This window comes from Lipingzhangella halophila (assembly GCF_014203805.1).
GTDB lineage: Bacteria > Actinomycetota > Actinomycetes > Streptosporangiales > Streptosporangiaceae > Lipingzhangella > Lipingzhangella halophila.
Map to the genome: position 1 here is coordinate 3,307,762 of NZ_JACHJT010000001.1, position 16,163 is coordinate 3,323,924.

Genomic DNA, 16,163 nt, shown 5'->3' on the forward strand with positions numbered 1-16,163 from the left:
CGAGCTGGGCAGGCACAGGAAGTCCGTATGAGTGACGACACGACCCCGCGCAGGATCCCGATGCGCCCCTCCTCCCAGCACGACGTGGTCGTCCAGGGCATCCAGGACATGGTGGTCTCCGGTGAGGTCGGCCCGGGCGACCGCCTGCCGGTCGAGGCGGAGCTGGCCGAACGTTTCGGCGTGTCGCGCAGCTCCCTGCGCGAGGGGGTTCGGGCGCTCGTCGCCATGGGGGTCCTCGAAACCCGGCAGGGGGCGGGCACGACGGTGACCTCCCTCGATCCGGAACTGCTGCTGCAACCGCTGGTGTTCTGGGCCGGGCTGCAGGGCGGCAAGTCAACACGTGACCTGCACCGCGTGCGCCAGGCGCTTGAGGTCGAATCGGCCGGCGCCGCCGCTGTCCGCCGCACGGACGAGGACGTGCGGCAGCTCCGGACCGTGCTCGACGCCGCCGTACCGGCGATCAACGCTCACGACCACGAGACCGCGATGGACAAGGATCTGGAGTTCCATCGCCTGCTCTCCGACGTCTCGGACAATCCGATCCTCCGAGCGCTGATCGAGGCCCTGGCCCGCCCTACCCTGCGGATGCGGATGTGGCAGTCCATGCACCGGGTAGGGCGGCTGGCGACCACGCACCACGAGCACGGAGCGGTGCTGGAGGCGGTGGCCGCGGGCGACCCGGTCGCCGCACGGTCGGCCATGCACACCCATCTCGCGCAGGTCGCCACGCACCTCGACGACTGAGCCGCTCAGGCGTCCTCGCGAAGCTGCTCGCTCTTCGAGGAACGCAGGACGTACACGCCGTAACCGACGATCACCAGGAAGCACCCCGTCACGACCAGGAAACTCATCTGGGCGGTGGAGTTGTCGATCACCCAGCCGTGCAGGGGCGGCACCAGGGCACCTCCCACGATCGCCATGATCAGCCCCGCGGCTCCGTACTTGGTGTCGTCTCCCAGCCCCTCCAGGGCGATCCCGTAGATCGTGGGGAAGAGCAGCGAGATGCACGCGCTCAACAGGACGACGGCGACGGCGCCGACGATGTTGCCGGAGACGACCGCGACGAGAGAGAACACGACACCCAGGACGCACATGAGCGTCATCAGCTTGCGCGGGTCGAAGCGGCCCATCAGGGCGACCATCACGAAGCGGAAGACGAGGAAGGCGATCAGGCTCGCCTGCAGCCAGTAGCCGGCGGTGGCTTCGTTGGCTCCCAGCGTCTCCATCACGTAGTGGATGATGAAGGTCCAGATGCAGGTCTGCGCGGCGATGTTGAAGAACTGGGCGACGACACCGAGCGAGTACCGGCGGTTGCGCAGCAGCCGCATGAGCCGCGATCCGGAGTGCCGCGCGGCTCCGGCCTGCTGGTCCGGCAGCAGCGACGTGCGGGGCGGGACCTTCGCCATCGCGATCGCGACCGCGATGATGATGTAGAGCGCGGCCAGGCCGAGATAGGGGCCCATCACGGCCTGCAGCTCCGCGGACCGCATGGTCTCCAGCTCGGTTTGGCTCAGCGCCGCCCGCTCCTCGGCGGTGGCCTCGTTGACATAAGGCAGGATGAACACCGCGGCGAGCAGGACCCCGAGATTCGAGCCCACCGGGTTGAACGCCTGGGCGAAGTTCAGGCGGCGGGTGGCGTTCCGGCTGGGACCCATGGCCATCACGTAGGGGTTGGCCGACGTCTCCAGGATGGACAACCCCCCTGCCAGGGTGAGCAGGGCGAAGATGAACGCGGAGTACTGCATCATCTGGGATGCCGGGTAGAACAGCGCTCCACCGCTCGCGGCGAGGAAGAGCCCGATGAGGACCCCGCCCTTGTATCCGAGCCGAGCGTTGATCCAGGCGGCCGGGAGCGCGAGGGCGAAGTACGCCCCGTAGTAGGCGAACTGGACCAGCGAGGACTGGAAGGCGTTCATGGAGAAGACCGAGCCGAACACCGCGACGAGCGGATCGGTGAGGTTCCCCGCCATCCCCCACGCCGCGAAGCAGCTGACGAGCAGGATGAAGGGCAGCCGCATCCCCGGGTACAGGAACGACCCGCCCTTCTCCCGCGCGTCTGTGACCACACCGGTCGGTGGGGCATCGTGTGTGTTCATGAACGTCTCCCTCGGTTACCGTTCGGCCGCGCAGGAAAATTCATCTGATGAATTGGTCACTGGCCGAAGAGCCTAACTGATCGGAGCGCATATGACGAGAGCCACACCGGTCGGAATGTTTCGGCGAGGCGCGCGGCTCCCCCGTCCCAAGGAAGCGACGCGGGAGCCGCGGACCGATCCGGTCGGGCCATCAGCCAGTAGCGCCACGACCGGCGCGGTGGGCCCGCGGCATGTGCGCCGCGGCGGCGAGGAGGCGGACCGTCGAGGGTGGTTCCGGCGTCGTCGGCGGTGCTGAACGGCACCGTGCGTCAGGCCCACCTGGCACGGGGTGGTGCTTATCAGCCGGAGCTGCCATCCGCGGATCCAAGACGCGTCCGTATCCCGTCGAGAAGGCGCGCCAGACCGTAGTCGAAGTTCTCCTCGCGGGTCCTCGCCGGGTCCTCGCCGTGCTGTTCGGCGTAGCGTGCCCTCAGCCGGGGGTGGTCGCGGACGGCCTGCTCCGTGGCGGGCCGCAGACTCTCCAGCCAGTCCTGCTCATTCCGGCCACTGCGCGCGTGCGCTGAAAGGTAGGCGGCCTCGCTGGTGGCCGCCCCACTGGCGTAGGTCGTGACAGCCTTCATGGCCTGTTCGGCCTCCTTGGAGGAGAGGCCCGCCGTCTCGAACACAGCGAGGATTCCCTCCGACAGCCGGACCAGGTTCGGCCCGAGGTAGGCCAGCCCGATCTGGCCGTGCAGCGAACTGATCCACGGATGTCGCAGGATCACGGCACGCAGGCTGCGGGCGCAGTCGGAAACGGCCTCCCGCCAGTGCGCCGGATCGTCGGCGGCCGGCACCCGCGCCTCCCCGAAGACCTCGTCGACGACCAGCTCAACCAACTCGTCCTTGTTGGCCACGTGCCAGTAGATCGAGGTCGCCACCGCACCCAGCCGGGCGCCGAGGCGCCGCATGCTCAGGGCGTCGATGCCCTCGGCGTCGAGGAGCCGAACGGCCTCGGAGACGATCTGCTCCCGGCTGAGAGTCGGCTGCTCTCGCCGGCGCCGAGGCGGCCGGGTCCACACCGAAGGGAACCGCTCGTCTTCGGCGGGCACATTGCCTCCTCTCTCCGGACAAGGCAGCCCTGCCCTCTCACGCTGTCCAGGGGAATCGTACAGCACGACGTTAATGTACTGCGTTAGGTTCATAGAACAGCGTTCAATTAAACCGTACAGTGTTCAATACGATCGAGGGAGTCAGGCCCGAAGCGCGAACAGGCCGACGCGCCGCACGCCCCTGACCATGCCCGCCATACCGAGAGACCCCTGAACAGGAGAACCCGCAGTGACGTTCAACCGTGCCCACTGGCAGCGCCGGCTCGATGACCTGCGCGCCGCCCATCACGTACCGGGAGCGAGCCTGGCGGGGCTGGCCGGCGGCGAGCTCCACACACTGGCCGGCGGCGTCCTACACCGCGGGACCGGGGTGGAGGCGACCACCGACTCGGTGTTCCAGTCCGGATCGATCGCCAAGATCTACACGGCCACGCTCGTGATGCAGCTCGTCGAGTCCGGCCGGCTGGATCTCGACACCCGGGTCGCGGACGTGCTGCCGGACTTCGCCGTCGCCGACGCCGCCGCGACCGCGGCGGTGACCATCCGGCAGCTACTGAGCCATACCAGCGGCATCAGCGGCGACTTCACCCTCGACACCGGTCGCGGCGACGACTGCCTGGCCCGCTACGTCGACGCCTGCGCCGAAGTTGCGCAGGATTGCCCGCCGGGGACCGTGGTTTCCTACAGCAGCACCGGATACAGCATCCTCGGACGCGTCGTGGAGGTCCTGACCGGACAAACCTGGGATGACGCGCTGAAGGACCGCCTGTTCACCCCACTGGGGTTGGCCCACTCGATGACGCTTCCCGAGGAAGCGCTACGCTTCCGGGCGGCGATGGGGCACCTGGGAGAGCCGGGCCGGGCCCCGGACCCCGCACCGGCGTGGGATCTCATGCCGCGCTCGGCCGGGCCGTACGGCAGGGTTCTGGTCACCGCCGCTGACGTGGTCCGGTGCGCTCGATGCGGTCGTGGTGTTCCGGGCGCTCCAGCCCTCTCAGGCCGTCTGCACCGTGATGCCGTTCCGGCGCGCGTAGGCGTCGCGGCAACCGGGCGCGCAGAAACCGATCGTCTCGCCGTCGTGGTCGAGGGTGATCGCGTTGCGGTCCAGACGCACCTGCATGCCGCACATCGGGTCGAGCAGGACCCCCTCGGGAAGCTCGCGGCCCGCGTCGAGTACGGCGCGGAACTCCTCGGTCATGTACTCCAGTACGTCGTCGGCCGTCGACGGCTTACCGTTGAGGCCGATACTGCCGTCGGCTACCCCGACCATGTTGATCCACAGGTCGCCGCCGGTGCGCTGCCATCCGTGGTCGTTGTCCAGGCGGCGCACCGCGCGGCGGACGAAGCCGGTGGTGGGCCGCGCCATGTCGTCGCGCCACGCTTCCGGCACGGTGATCGTCACCCAGATCGGGGGTGCGGCCTCCGCGGAGACCGGGCCGTTACCGTTGGTCCAGCCGGTCAGCTCCCTGAAGGCCACGTGCGTCATGGGGCGGGCGCGGCGCATGGTCTCCTCGGCCACTCCCTCGATCGCGGCCTCCTCGTCGGTGCCCATCAGGCCCGAGATGATGGACCGCGCGACCGCCGCCCGGTCGTCGTCGGTCAGCGCGCCGCTGGGGTGCGCGATCTCGATCAGGAACACTGCTCCTCCTTCTTCCGGTGGGCGCCCCCTTCAGGCGTGGGCGTGCTGGTCGAAGCCCTCGGGAGCGCGGTCCAGGAACGTGCTGATGGAGCTGATACGCCCCTCCGGTGTCAGGGACAGCACGTCGGTGCCGGTGGCGAACGACTCGCCCCCGGCCAGGCGGATCTCCCACAGCAGCCGCACGCGGTCGTTGTGGCCCTCCGGCGTGCTGCGGGCGACGAACGAAACGGCGCCCATGTGCCCGGTGAAGCTGGCACGGAAGTCGATGAGCGCCTCGGCCCCCGACATCACCCCCACGGGAGCGTGGTAGTCCACGTCCTCGGTGAAGACCGCCGGCGCCAGCTCGCGCTGCGCCTCGGGCGAGTCCGCGTTCCAGAACTCCAGGTAGCGTTCGGCAGCTGATGCGGTGTCAACCGTCATGGTCGTCCTCTCGGTAGCTCCGTCGGTCCGCACGGCCCTTCCGCCGCGGTGCGTGGCGCCGTGCGGCATACGCCGAGGCTGGCACGGCCGGTTCGGCCGGTCGATAACCTGTGAGGTCATTGCCAGGCCGCCGCCGGTGCGGGAATCTGGCCCCATGACGGCCACCACCGAACCGGTCGGAGTGCTGATGCGCCGCTGGCGCGAGCACCGGCGGCGCTCCCAGCTGGACGTGTCGCTCGCGGCGGACGTCTCCACCCGCCACCTGAGCTATCTCGAAACCGGCCGGGCGAACCCCAGCCGGGAGATGGTCGAGCGGCTGTGCGAGGAGCTGGACGTCCCGCTGCGGGAACGCAACGCGCTCTTCCTGGCGGCCGGCTTCGCCCCCGTGCACGCCGAACGCCCGTTCACGGACCTCGGCGCCGCCAGCGACGCGGTCCACTCGGTGCTCAACGGGCAGGAGCCGAACCCGGCACTCGCGGTGAACGTGCGCTGGGAGTTGCTGGCGGCGAACCGGGCGATGTCGGCGTTCCTGCGCGATGTGCCGCCGGAGCTGGCCACGCCCGACCTCAACGTGCTGCGCGTGACGCTGCACCCCCGCGGCCTGGCCCCCCGGATCCGCAACTTCGCGCAGTGGCGCGGCCAGGCGCTGCGCCGGGTACGCAGGCAGCTCGACCGCACCGCCGCGCCCGGCCTGGCCGATCTGCTGGCCGAGCTGGAGAGCTACCCGGCCCCCCAACAGGACGCGGCAGGCACCAAGGCTGATCAGACGCTCGCCGATGACCTCGCGGTTCCCCTGCGCATGGCGACGGAGTACGGCGATCTGGCCCTGCTCTACACCACAACCGTGTTCGGTTCCCCGCGCGACGTGACGCTGGACGAGATCGGGATCGAGACGTTCTACCCCGCCGACCGCCAAACGGCCGAGCTGCTCCGCGCCCTCGCGGCCTGATCCGGCGCTGCGGAGAAACATCTCCCGGCCCCGGCGCCCCCACGGGCCGGGGCCGGTCTTGGGCGGGTCAGCGCCACCCGAGCTCTGGTGCGACGTAGCGCAGCAGGCTGTCGAGCACGTGGGCGTTGTAGTCCACACCCAACTGGTTGGGCACGGTCAACAGGAGGGTGTCCGCGGCGGCGACGGCCTCGTCCTGCGCCAGGTCCGCGACGAGCTTGTCCGGCTCGGCGGCGTAGGTCTTGCCGAACCGGGCCAGGCCCTCCTCCAGGTGGCCGACCTGGTCGGTACTGGCCGCCTGTCGGCCGAACAGTTGGTGATCCGCCTTGCTCACCAGGGGGAAGATGCTGCGGCTCACCGAGACGCGGGGCTCGTGCTCGTGGCCGGCGGACTTCCACGCCTCCCGGAAGAGCTGGATCTGCTCGGCCTGCAGCTGGTGGAACGGCACCCCGGTGTCCTCGGTGAGCAGAGTCGAACTCATCAGGTGCATCCCCTGCTCGCCGGCCCATTGGGCGGTAGCCCGGCTACCGGCGCCCCACCAGATCCGCTCGCGCAGCCCCGGGGAATGCGGCTCGACCCGCAGCAGCCCGGGCGGATTGGGGAACATCGGCCGCGGGTGCGGCTCGGCGAACCCCTCCCCCTTGAGAACGTCGAGCAGCGCCGCGGTGTGCTCCCGGGCCATGTCGGCGTCCGTGGTCCCCTCCGCTGGGCGGTGTCCGAAGTACTCGTAGCCCTTGACGACCTGTTCCGGCGAGCCGCGGCTGATCCCGAGCTGCAGGCGCCCGCCGGCGATCAGGTCCGCGGACCCGGCGTCCTCGGCCATGTACAGCGGGTTCTCGTAGCGCATGTCGATGACGCCGGTGCCGATCTCGATCCGGCTGGTCCGCGCCCCGATCGCTGCCAGCAGCGGAAAGGGCGATGCCAGCTGCCGGGCGAAGTGGTGCACCCGGAAGTACGCGCCGTCGGCGCCCACCTCCTCGGCGGCGACGGCCAGCTCGATCGACTGCAGTAGGGCGTCGGAGGCCGAGCGCACCTGGGACTGCGGCGACGGCGTCCAGTGACCGAAAGAAAGGAATCCGATGTTCTTCACAGCCTGCTCAACACCACTGACATCCTGGTATTCCAACTCGGCGCGGCGGGAAGCGCCTCCTCGGGCCGCGGAACCGACGATCCCCGCGACACGTGCGCACCGTGTCCGGACCACCTGGGAGGACCCCCGCGGGCCAGTGGGCCCTGGCGGCGAGCGGGTAGTCGGCGCCGCCACCGGCTGGCCTTCCTCCGACCAGCCGACTGCAGCCAACGTAGTGACCGGGTACAACTAGCTGCTCCCGGTGCCCGCCGGTGACGCATCCAACGAATGAAGTTGCTTCGGTTCGGTTGGCCTGTGACGGACCTCGCTCCCACACGAAACGGGCCCCGGGTAGGTCGCCCCGGAGCCCTCGTTGTTTCGGAGTTACAGCTTTCCGGCCCGAAGGTCTTGGAGGAACGCGGACCACTCCGATGCGGGAAATGTGATCTGGCCGTGCTCCGGGTTCTGAGAGTCGCGCACGTCGGCCCAACGGACATGCTCGCGCACCTCCACGCAGTTGGCCCCATTGGCGCTGTAACTGCTCTTGTGCCAGTCGGTGGTCATGAGAGATTCCCTAGTACTTCCAATGAGAGCGTGACCGGTAGTGATGCCGCCAGAGCGGACGTGAACCACGAGGTGATTCGGTCGTGAGTGTCTGCTTCGTGCACCACGTTACCGTCGGCGTGACCACTGACGACCGCGAGTTCCCCGGATCGTAGCTTGAAGACCATGAGCGGAGATGTTGGAACCATCAACGCGGTTCCGTCGGGAACGAGGTGGACGGCAACACGTTCGGTAGCGGCCCATTCTAAAAGGTGGTCGATCTGCCTACGGCGGACAGACTGCGGCACTCCGGACACAGCGGAGACAGGGAAGACAGCGGTGACCTGTAAGTCTTCTAGTTCCACGAGACGCCCACACCGAAGTTCTACTAACCGGTCAAGTTCCTCGGTGGAAGCAAGTGGATGTCCCGCTCGGAAGACGGCACGCGCGTACGCCTCGCATTGAAGGTAGCCGGGCACCAGAGACGGCGCTGCGATGGAGAGTTGGCGTGCGCCGCGTTCGATGGCGTCAAGATCGCGAGCCCATTCCGGGAGTCCACTCCCGGTAGCTGAGCGACGCCATGCGGCCAGTAACTCCCCATTTGCGTCTAGGGCCGCATCAAGTCGCTCGGCGTTATCCCGTTTTGGTAGCGACCCCCCTTTTTCCCAGCGGTTAACGCTGGAAGGTGCGGTCCCACTTCGGTTGGCTAGCTGGAGCTGGGTAAACCCTGCTAACTCGCGAAACTTTGTGAGGGCATCGGAAAACAAGGTGGGGGCCATGCCCCACACAGTACCAACGCGATTCCATATCCGTACGGCAAATTCCATGATTCTTGAGAACGCTGTGGAATCGCGGCACCTGCCTCCCACCCTGGACGGCATGACAGAGGTAATCACGCCGGAATCCCCGATGACCGATGCGGAAGCGGCCCGTGTGGAGTTGAGGGCTCCTGAGGGGTGGCGGGTCGTGTGGCTTCCCCGGCACGGCGTGTTCCTGGGATTCCGGGATGTCGACATGCCTGCGGGGATTGCTCGGCCTGCCGTGTATGCCGCGACCGCCAAGGCGACGCTTACCGCGATTCGTGGGCACCAGCAGCTAACCGACACGGTCCGGGAGTGGGTTCAGCTCCACGAGGGGGCGGCGGCATGACCGCGACAACGCCTGTCGACCCCGAACTTGACCGGCTGCGTGCGTGGTTTCCCGTGGGCACTGTGGTGCGGGTTGCGCCTGGGTTTGTCGACCCTGGCCAACACGTGGTGGTGGGCCACACCCGGCCCCGTGCGACGTTTGGGCCGGTGTTGCTGCTGCGCACTCCGGACAGTGCGGTTATTCCTTCGCGTGCGGACTGGTGGCGGCGTGTGCCGTGTCGGGGGGTCGCCTCCACCGCGTAGCGCCCTTGAGCCCTTGCGCGGCTGCGGTGGTGTCGTCCCGTGGCCGTGCGGGTTGTGGTCTCCCATGGTCGCCGCCTTCCCCCGTTTTCGGACCGGCGGCTGTGGGTTGGGGTCGCGCACTGTCGGTCCCTCCCCGGTGGTGCGCGGCCTTCCCCCTTGTAGGTGAGCAACGGAAAGAGAAGAACACTGTGGTCCGTCGCATTGTGGCCGTTGTCGGTGTCGGAATCGGGTTGGTCGTGGGCGGTGTCGCGCCCGCGAATGCCGATGACATTCGGCCGTATGGGAAGTACCGGCCCTACGGGGCTGAGGAGTACCGGTCCCCTGGCGAGGTCTGGCCCTTCGTCGATGGGGCTCGTTCCTCGGGCGGGGAGTAGGTCAGGGGTGGGCCGCGCATCGTGACCGCTCGCCTTGGCTGCGGTGCGCGGCCCGTTTCCGCGCCGATCTGGTCGCCGTTTCTGTTTCTTGTGGTCCGCACGATCGCCCCGCATTCGGCGGGTGTCGAGTTCAGGAGTCGCTATGTGCCGCACGCAGCGCCCTCGGCCACCTCCGGTCGTGGGCACCGCGAGTAGGAGGCCATATGAGCGTCGTTGTGTTCGGGATGCCGCATCCGCAGCCCAACTGTCCCAACTGTGGGATGCCGGTGGGTCCGGGGCATACGTGCAGTCCGCGACGTTAGGACGGTGGCCCGTCCCCGCCTCTACCGGGGGCGGACCACCGCCATGGGTAATTATGCCGGCCGCGCCGCTCCTTTGAGGGGTTGGGAGTGGCGTGGTGGGTCGTCACGTCGGTGTGCGGGGTCATCGGCGTGACGGCTGGGGCCGTCCCCGAGGTATCCGCGCTTCGGGGGCGGCTCTGTCCTCCGTTTCACGATCGCCACCCAACCACGTCTATGGAATGGCACGCTCGCTGTAGCGACAGCGAAAAGGAGCGCATTGTGACCGAGACCCGACAGGACATCTGGCCCCCGCGTGATGAGATCACGTCGGTCCTGCTGGGCCTCTACGACCTCAAAACCCTTGAGTACCACTGCGACGACCAATAGAACCCGAGGCACCGACACCCCGCCGGGGCCAACCCACACCGCCCTCGCCGGGCCGTCGGGCACGGCCGCACGCGGCATCGGTCAGTCCGCCTCTCCAGCTTGCTGACGTTCGCCGCGGGTGGCGGCGTGGTGCCTCCCGTTGACCCGCGCGTGCGACGGGAGCACCTCGACGGGCGGCCCCTCGACTCGCTCGTGCGGCCCGGTTGGGTCCTCCTCCTTCGCCTGCGTGTGGTGGCGCTCCAGGTGCGCCCCCTCCACGTCGATGTCGGGCAGGATCCGGTCGAGCCACCGGGGCAGCCACCACGCCGCTCCGCCGGCCAGGTGCATCAGCGCGGGGATGAGCGTCATACGGACCACGAACGCGTCGAGCAGCACACCGACCGCAAGGGCGAAACCGATCGAGCTGATCATCACGGTTTCGGAGAAGATAAACCCGCCGAAGACCGAGATCATGATGATCGCCGCGGCGGTGACCACCGCGCGCCCGGCCCGGAATCCCTCCACGACGGCGAGCCGCGCGGGCCGTCCCCGCACGTATGCCTCGCGCATGCCCGAACCGATGAAGAGCATGTAGTCCATGGCCAGCCCGAACAGGATGCCCACCACGATCGTGGGCAGGAAGTTCAGGATCGGCGCCGGGTTCTCGACCCCGAAGAGCCCGCCGAGCCATCCCCACTGGTAGATAGCCACCACGCTGCCCAGCGCCGCGAAGTAGGACAGGATGAAGCCGAGAGTCGCCACGATCGGGACAAAGACCGACCGGAAGACCAGGAGCAGGATGATCAGGGACAGGCCCACGACCACCGCGAGGTAGGTCGGTAGCGCGTCGCTGAGCGTTTCGGAGATGTCGATGTTGCCGCTGGCCATACCCGCGACACCGAGTTCGCCGGCCCCGTCGAGGGGTGCCAGGTCCCGGAAGGCGTGCACGAGGCTCTCGGTCGACTCGCTCGCGGGACCCTCCACGGGCACGACCTGGAAGACGGCCATTGTCTTGTCGTCGGAAATCCCGATGGGGGCCACGGCCGAGACGTCGGGCCGGCGGTAGATCTCCTCGGCGACCGCACGCTGGTAGTCCTCCGCCTGCCCATCGCGCGATGGTTCCGGCAGCTCCGCGGCGACCAGGAGCGTGCCGTTCTGGCCGTCGCCGAAGTTCTCGGCCACGGCGGTGTAGGCGCGGTTCTGGGTCGAGTCGGTGGGCTCGGAGGAACCGTCCGGCATGCCCAGGCGCAGGTCGAAAACCGGCAGGGCGATGATGCCGAGGGCGAGGACCGCCACGGCGACCCGGCCGACCGCCCGTCCCGTCGACATCGGACGCACGCCGGGTTGGGTGTCGGTGTCGTCGTGCCCGGTGCGTGGGGTCGTCAGCGCGGCGGCGCGCTGTTCGCGCTCGCGGTGCCGCAGGATGCGCACTCCGACCAGCGAGAGCAGGGCCGGGATGAGGGTTACCGCGACCAGCACGGCGATCGTGATGGCCAGGGAGCCGACGGTCCCCATGAGCCCAAGGAACCCGATCCCCGTGAGGTTCAGCCCCAGAAGCGCGATCAGCACGGTCATGCCCGCAAACACCACGGCGTTGCCCGCGGTGCCGTTCGCCAGACCGATGGACTCACCGACGTCGATGCCCTGCTTGAGCTGGCGGCGGTGCCGGTTGACGATGAACAGCGCGTAGTCGATCCCGACGGCCAGGCCGAGCATCAGCCCGAGGATCGGCGTGACCGACGCCATATCGAGCACACCGGACAGCGACATCGCGGTCAGGGTGGCGACGCCGACACCGACCAGCGCCGTCAGGATCGGCAACCCGGCGCCCACCAGGGTGCCCAGCATGACCACCAGTACGACGGCCGCCACGATCACCCCGATCACCTCGGTGGTGCTGACGAGGCTGGGGACGGTCATGGCGATGTCATTGCCGAAGTCGACGGTGGTCCCGGCAACAGGGTCGTCCGCGAAAACCGCCATCACGGCGTCCTTGGTCTCCTGCGAGACCGCTTCCTGGCTCTCGGTGAAGGCGACGTTGACAAGCGCGGTGCTGCCGTCCGAGGAGACCGAGCGGACCTCGGAGGCCATCTCCTGAAGGGCCGCGCCCTCCTTGAGCTCTTCGCTCTCCTCGTCCAGCGTCTCCCGATTCTCGTCGAGCTCGGCCTGCTGAGCGTCGAGGTCCTCCTCGGCCTGGTCGAGCATCCCGGCGAACTCGGCCTGTCCGCGGGCCTCGTCGAGCTCGTCCTGGCCGTCTTCGAGCTCCTCCCGGGCGTCCTCGATCTCCGTACGGCCCTCTTCGAGCTCCTCCTGCTGCTCGGCGCGTTCCTCCGCGGTCGCGAACGGGTCGATGACGTCCTCGACACCGGAGACCTCGGCGGCCTCCTCGACGCGATCGCCGATCGCCTCTCGCTGTTCCTCGGAGAAGGCCGACCCGTCCTTGGTCTGGTAGACGACCGTTCCGGTTCCGCCGCCCATCCCGGGGAACTCTTCGGACACCTCCTGGTTCACCTCGTCGGTGGGTGTCCCCGGGATCGAGAAGCTGTCCTTGAGCTCTTCCGAGAAGAGGAAGAACGCTGTGCCGGAGGAGAGAAGGAGAGCCAGCCACACCGCGATGACGGTTCGGGCGCGGCGCGCGGCGGCGCGCCCGAGTCTGTAGAGAAGTTCAGCCATGGTTCCTGCAAACGATGGAGGGTGGAGGAGCGGCAGGCGCTCAGGACGTACTTCGGTCGTTAGGTGAGGGCGCCGTATCCGTTGCGGGTCAGGGCGATCAGGCGGCCCAGGAGCTCGTCCCACACGCGGCGGGACTCCGGTGTGTCGACCCCGCCGGTGGCCTCGCTCCAGTGCCGGTGGGCCACCAGTGCGCCACTCACCAGCGCGGCGCACATCACCTCCACCTCGAAGGTGTCGGCGGAGGGGTGGTGGCCCAAGGTGATCTGGGAGAGCCGGGCGCCCAGGCCCTGGATCGCACGTTCGAACAGCACAGCTTGCCGGGGAGTGGGCGCGGTGCCCTCGTCACCGAAGATCCGGGTGATTTCGGTCATCGTGGTGAAGAGGTCGGCGGCGCGTAGGGCTTCGGCGAGCTGGCCGAACACCGACGCGGCCCCGAGCTGTCCTGTGACCTGGGACGCGAGGTTGGCGTCGAAACTGTCGACGATCGTCTCGACCATCTCGCCGAATACTTCGAGGACGATGTCGTCCATCGTCGGGAAGTGGTTGAAGACCGTCCTGCGGGAGACGTCCGCCCGCTCGGCGAGCTGGTCGACGGTGAAGTTCGTCCCGCCGATCTCGGTCATCAGCGCACGCGCGGCGTCGAGGATGGCGCGCCGGTGGCGTGCCTTCAACGCCTCGCGCCGGTCGGGGGATGGCGGCGTGTCCGGATCGTCCATCCCGTCAAACTACGAATGCGGGTGCACTGAATGCAACGATGCACTGAGTGCATCCGGTCACACCCGTGTTCCGGACGCGCGCCACCACCCGTGACCCGTCAGCCCGCCTTCGACAGCCGGGACTCGCTGGCGCCCGAGAAGTTCCGTCTCCATTTCGTAACCTGAATCCGCGAGCAGCGACGAATCACCACAAAATTAACGTTCGATCCCAAAACAAAGCGCCAGCCCGCCATACGGAAACGCGCGGCCGTTGACAGCGGATTCGTGGAGGTGTCAAGGGCGGTTATAGTGCGGAGCGTAGGGCCCCGAAAGTCCGTGCGACGCAGGGGATGTGCGCTTTACCAGCCATTGGGAGACCCGGTGTCCGACCGCGAATTCATGAAACACAGCGCCAGCAACCCGAGCCGCATCCCGCCCGAGATCGACCTGAGCGTTCCCTCGGTCGCACGTGCCTACGACGCAATGCTGGGTGGCAAGGACAACTTCGAGGTTGACCGGGAAGCCACGGTCATTCTGGAGGAGACCAACCCGGGCACCATCGCGCTGGCCCGGGCCAACCGCGCCTACTTGAGCCGAGGGGTGGAGCATGTGGCCAATGCGGGCGTGCGCCAGTTCCTCGACCTGGGATCGGGGCTGCCCGCCGCTGAGAACACCCACGAGATCGCCCAGCGCACGCACCCGGACGCCCGTGTGGTCTACGTCGACAACGACCCCATCGTGCTGGCCCACGGCCGGGCGATCCTCGCCGACAACCCGTACACCTCGGTGGCCACCGCCGATCTCACCAATGTCGGGGAAGTACTCGAATCCGAGGACACCCAGCGCCTGATCGACTTCTCCGAACCGGTGTGCCTGATGTTGGTCAGCCTGCTGCACTGCATCCCCGACGAACAGGACCCCTTCGGGACGGCGCAGGCCTACCTCGACCGCCTGGCGCCGGGCTCCTGGCTGGTCTACTCGCACATCGTCTCCGACGACGAAGCCGCGGCCCGCACGTTCACCGAGCGCATACACGCGTTCGGCACTCCGTGGGGGCGGGTGCGCACCCCCGAGGAGGCCGCCACGGTGTTCGACTCGCTGGAGTTGGCCTCCCCCAGCTCCGACGGCACGTTCCCCGCGGTCCCGGTGGAGTGCTCCACCTGGCGCAACGGGGACAAAGCCCCCGAGACCCGCCCCGCCGACCCCGAAACCCGCATCTGGGAACACTCGGGCGTCGCCGTCAAGCGCTGACCCGCGGGCGGCTGCCCTGCGAAGGGTGCCACCGTCGGAACCAGCACACTTCGCTACCGGCGCCACGGGCGCGGGTTGCGCACCCGTACCCCGGGAAGACTGGGGAACGTCGCCACCATTTCGACGGGAGCCCACTATGCCCATCCCCAGCGACCTGATCGCGCGCACCCGGCGCGCGGTCTTCGCACGCCATGCCAACCCGTGGAGCGCCTGGAGCCGGTGGGCCACCGCCCCGCTGGTGCTGGTGCCGGTGTGGAACCGGAGCTGGCGCCAGGCGGCGGTCGTGGGCGCGTGGATGGCGGTCAACCCGGTGATTTTCCCGAAGCCGGCACACGACCGCGCCTGGCCCACGCGGGCGATGCTGGGCGAGGAAATGTGGATCGCCGAGCGGCCCAAGGACGCGGCCCTCGCGGTCAACGCCGCCGCGACAGCGGCGGGACTGGCCGCGTTCGCCGCGGCGCGCAGACGCCGCTTCTGGCCCGCTGCGACCGCCACGGCGGCGCAGTTGGGGCTGATCCTCGTCTACTGGGAGCAGATGGCCCGTTACTACGACGCGCACAAGGAAGCGGGCACCGGCGCCGAAGAGCCGGCCACCTGAGCGCGCGGCCCACGGGGCAGGTACCGTTCGGCGCTTACCGGCCCGTCCTGGTGGGCGGGCCGGACCCACCGCCGGTCACCTCTCCGGCGCATCCGCGGCGGGGGGTTCTTCGGTGGGCAGGCCGGTAATCCGGCAGAGCGCGGTGAAGCCGTCGTCGGTGCCCGGCCAGTGCCGGCGCACCGCCTGGATGCCGGCGCGCCGCACGACGGAGCGCAGTACGACGACGACGATGATCGCGTCGTCGGCGTACCCGAGCACGGGCACGAAGTCGGGCACCAGGTCGATCGGCGAGACCAGGTAGACCGTGAGCAGGGTCAGCCGCAGGCGCACGCCACGGGGTAGGCCGGGGTCGGCCGCCAGCCGCCAGAACAGCCGCGGAGCGTCCTTCAGCAACCGGAACGCTTCTCGCGGCATCCGCTCCCGGCGGCTGAGCACCAGCAACACCCCGACCAGCGCCAGCCAGGCCACCAGCAGCCCCGCGGCGAGACCGATCAGGGTGTCGGCCCAGGCGATCCCGGTCACAGCGGCCTCCTTGCTGCCCCAAGGGTTCGGACACACCGCGCCAACGGCGCCGCGGCCCGGCACGCTGCCAACGCCGACGCCGACGCCTCTCCCGGTCCGGGGGCCACCGCCACCCTGCTCGCGCCGGATGTAAGCGAGTTCAGAACGGCACGGTCATCGCACGGGTTCCCTCGTGCACACCGCTCCACGTCGCCATCAACAGTCACACTTC

Annotated in this window: 16 protein-coding genes and 1 pseudogene; 7 read left to right on the plus strand and 10 right to left on the minus strand. The window is 68.8% G+C overall.

The window, feature by feature from the left end; genetic code table 11:
- Positions 1 to 27: 27 nt before the first annotated feature.
- A complete protein-coding gene (locus F4561_RS15285; protein WP_184579671.1) occupies positions 28 to 744 on the plus strand; it encodes a FadR/GntR family transcriptional regulator in 717 nt (238 codons plus the stop codon).
- A gap of 5 nt (positions 745 to 749) precedes the next feature.
- On the opposite strand, the gene fucP is transcribed toward F4561_RS15285, so the two are convergent.
- Both fucP and F4561_RS15295 read right to left on the minus strand, forming a co-directional pair.
- The gene (gene fucP, locus F4561_RS15290; RefSeq protein WP_221445494.1) at positions 750 to 2,096 is read right to left on the minus strand and encodes an L-fucose:H+ symporter permease; all 1,347 of its coding nucleotides are present in this window, start codon (positions 2,094 to 2,096) and stop codon (positions 750 to 752) included.
- A 338-nt stretch (positions 2,097 to 2,434) separates the two neighbouring features.
- Entirely contained in the window at positions 2,435 to 3,184 is a 750-nt protein-coding gene (locus F4561_RS15295; RefSeq protein ID WP_184579673.1) for a TetR/AcrR family transcriptional regulator, read from the minus strand.
- 229 nt (positions 3,185 to 3,413) lie between these two features.
- Here F4561_RS15295 and F4561_RS15300 point away from each other — a divergent pair.
- Positions 3,414 to 4,118 (plus strand): annotated as a pseudogene (locus F4561_RS15300) (serine hydrolase domain-containing protein); the annotation flags it as partial.
- Positions 4,119 to 4,178: 60 nt separating this feature from the next.
- On the opposite strand, the gene F4561_RS15305 reads toward F4561_RS15300, so the two are convergent.
- Positions 4,179 to 4,823, minus strand: a complete 645-nt coding sequence (locus F4561_RS15305) for a hypothetical protein (RefSeq protein WP_184579674.1) — start codon at positions 4,821 to 4,823, stop codon at positions 4,179 to 4,181.
- Positions 4,824 to 4,853: 30 nt separating this feature from the next.
- Positions 4,854 to 5,243 (minus strand): nuclear transport factor 2 family protein, encoded by a 390-nt coding sequence (locus F4561_RS15310; protein ID WP_184579676.1) that lies wholly within the window; start codon positions 5,241 to 5,243, stop codon positions 4,854 to 4,856.
- A 154-nt stretch (positions 5,244 to 5,397) separates the two neighbouring features.
- Between F4561_RS15310 and F4561_RS15315 the strand changes: the two genes are divergently transcribed.
- Positions 5,398 to 6,192 carry a helix-turn-helix transcriptional regulator gene (locus tag F4561_RS15315; protein WP_184579678.1) on the plus strand — a complete coding sequence of 265 codons (795 nt, stop codon included), beginning with the start codon at positions 5,398 to 5,400 and terminating at the stop codon, positions 6,190 to 6,192.
- Between the two features lie 67 nt (positions 6,193 to 6,259).
- Here F4561_RS15315 and F4561_RS15320 read toward each other — a convergent pair whose 3' ends face one another.
- The 3 genes from F4561_RS15320 to F4561_RS15330 form a co-directional block, all read right to left on the minus strand.
- Positions 6,260 to 7,279 (minus strand): LLM class flavin-dependent oxidoreductase, encoded by a 1,020-nt coding sequence (locus F4561_RS15320; protein WP_184579680.1) that lies wholly within the window; start codon positions 7,277 to 7,279, stop codon positions 6,260 to 6,262.
- A 363-nt stretch (positions 7,280 to 7,642) separates the two neighbouring features.
- Positions 7,643 to 7,822 carry a DUF397 domain-containing protein gene (locus tag F4561_RS15325; RefSeq protein ID WP_184579682.1) on the minus strand — a complete coding sequence of 60 codons (180 nt, stop codon included), beginning with the start codon at positions 7,820 to 7,822 and terminating at the stop codon, positions 7,643 to 7,645.
- The gene (locus F4561_RS15330; protein ID WP_312885606.1) at positions 7,819 to 8,682 is read right to left on the minus strand and encodes a helix-turn-helix domain-containing protein; all 864 of its coding nucleotides are present in this window, start codon (positions 8,680 to 8,682) and stop codon (positions 7,819 to 7,821) included. Before F4561_RS15330 ends, F4561_RS15325 begins: the two co-directional genes overlap by 4 nt.
- On the opposite strand from F4561_RS15330, the gene F4561_RS15335 reads away from it, so the two are divergent.
- Both F4561_RS15335 and F4561_RS15340 read left to right on the plus strand, forming a co-directional pair.
- The gene (locus F4561_RS15335; protein WP_184579686.1) at positions 8,681 to 8,950 is read left to right on the plus strand and encodes a hypothetical protein; all 270 of its coding nucleotides are present in this window, start codon (positions 8,681 to 8,683) and stop codon (positions 8,948 to 8,950) included. The two genes, F4561_RS15330 and F4561_RS15335, sit on opposite strands and share 2 nt — an antisense overlap.
- A gap of 430 nt (positions 8,951 to 9,380) precedes the next feature.
- Complete coding sequence (locus tag F4561_RS15340; protein ID WP_184579688.1) at positions 9,381 to 9,566, plus strand: hypothetical protein; 186 nt, start codon at positions 9,381 to 9,383, stop codon at positions 9,564 to 9,566.
- A gap of 749 nt (positions 9,567 to 10,315) precedes the next feature.
- Here F4561_RS15340 and F4561_RS15345 read toward each other — a convergent pair.
- Both F4561_RS15345 and F4561_RS15350 read right to left on the minus strand, forming a co-directional pair.
- The gene (locus tag F4561_RS15345; protein WP_184579689.1) at positions 10,316 to 12,886 is read right to left on the minus strand and encodes an MMPL family transporter; all 2,571 of its coding nucleotides are present in this window, start codon (positions 12,884 to 12,886) and stop codon (positions 10,316 to 10,318) included.
- Positions 12,887 to 12,945: 59 nt separating this feature from the next.
- Entirely contained in the window at positions 12,946 to 13,602 is a 657-nt protein-coding gene (locus tag F4561_RS15350; RefSeq protein ID WP_184579691.1) for a TetR/AcrR family transcriptional regulator, read from the minus strand.
- Between the two features lie 378 nt (positions 13,603 to 13,980).
- On the opposite strand from F4561_RS15350, the gene F4561_RS15355 reads away from it, so the two are divergent.
- Together F4561_RS15355 and F4561_RS15360 are read left to right on the plus strand one after the other, a co-directional pair.
- The gene (locus tag F4561_RS15355) at positions 13,981 to 14,832 is read left to right on the plus strand and encodes an SAM-dependent methyltransferase (RefSeq protein WP_184583690.1); all 852 of its coding nucleotides are present in this window, start codon (positions 13,981 to 13,983) and stop codon (positions 14,830 to 14,832) included.
- Between the two features lie 136 nt (positions 14,833 to 14,968).
- Positions 14,969 to 15,430, plus strand: coding sequence for a DUF6653 family protein (locus F4561_RS15360; protein WP_184579693.1), 462 nt, complete (start codon positions 14,969 to 14,971; stop codon positions 15,428 to 15,430).
- A gap of 75 nt (positions 15,431 to 15,505) precedes the next feature.
- Here F4561_RS15360 and F4561_RS15365 read toward each other — a convergent pair whose 3' ends face one another.
- Entirely contained in the window at positions 15,506 to 15,952 is a 447-nt protein-coding gene (locus F4561_RS15365; RefSeq protein ID WP_184579695.1) for a YkvA family protein, read from the minus strand.
- Between the last annotated feature and the right edge of the window lie 211 nt (positions 15,953 to 16,163).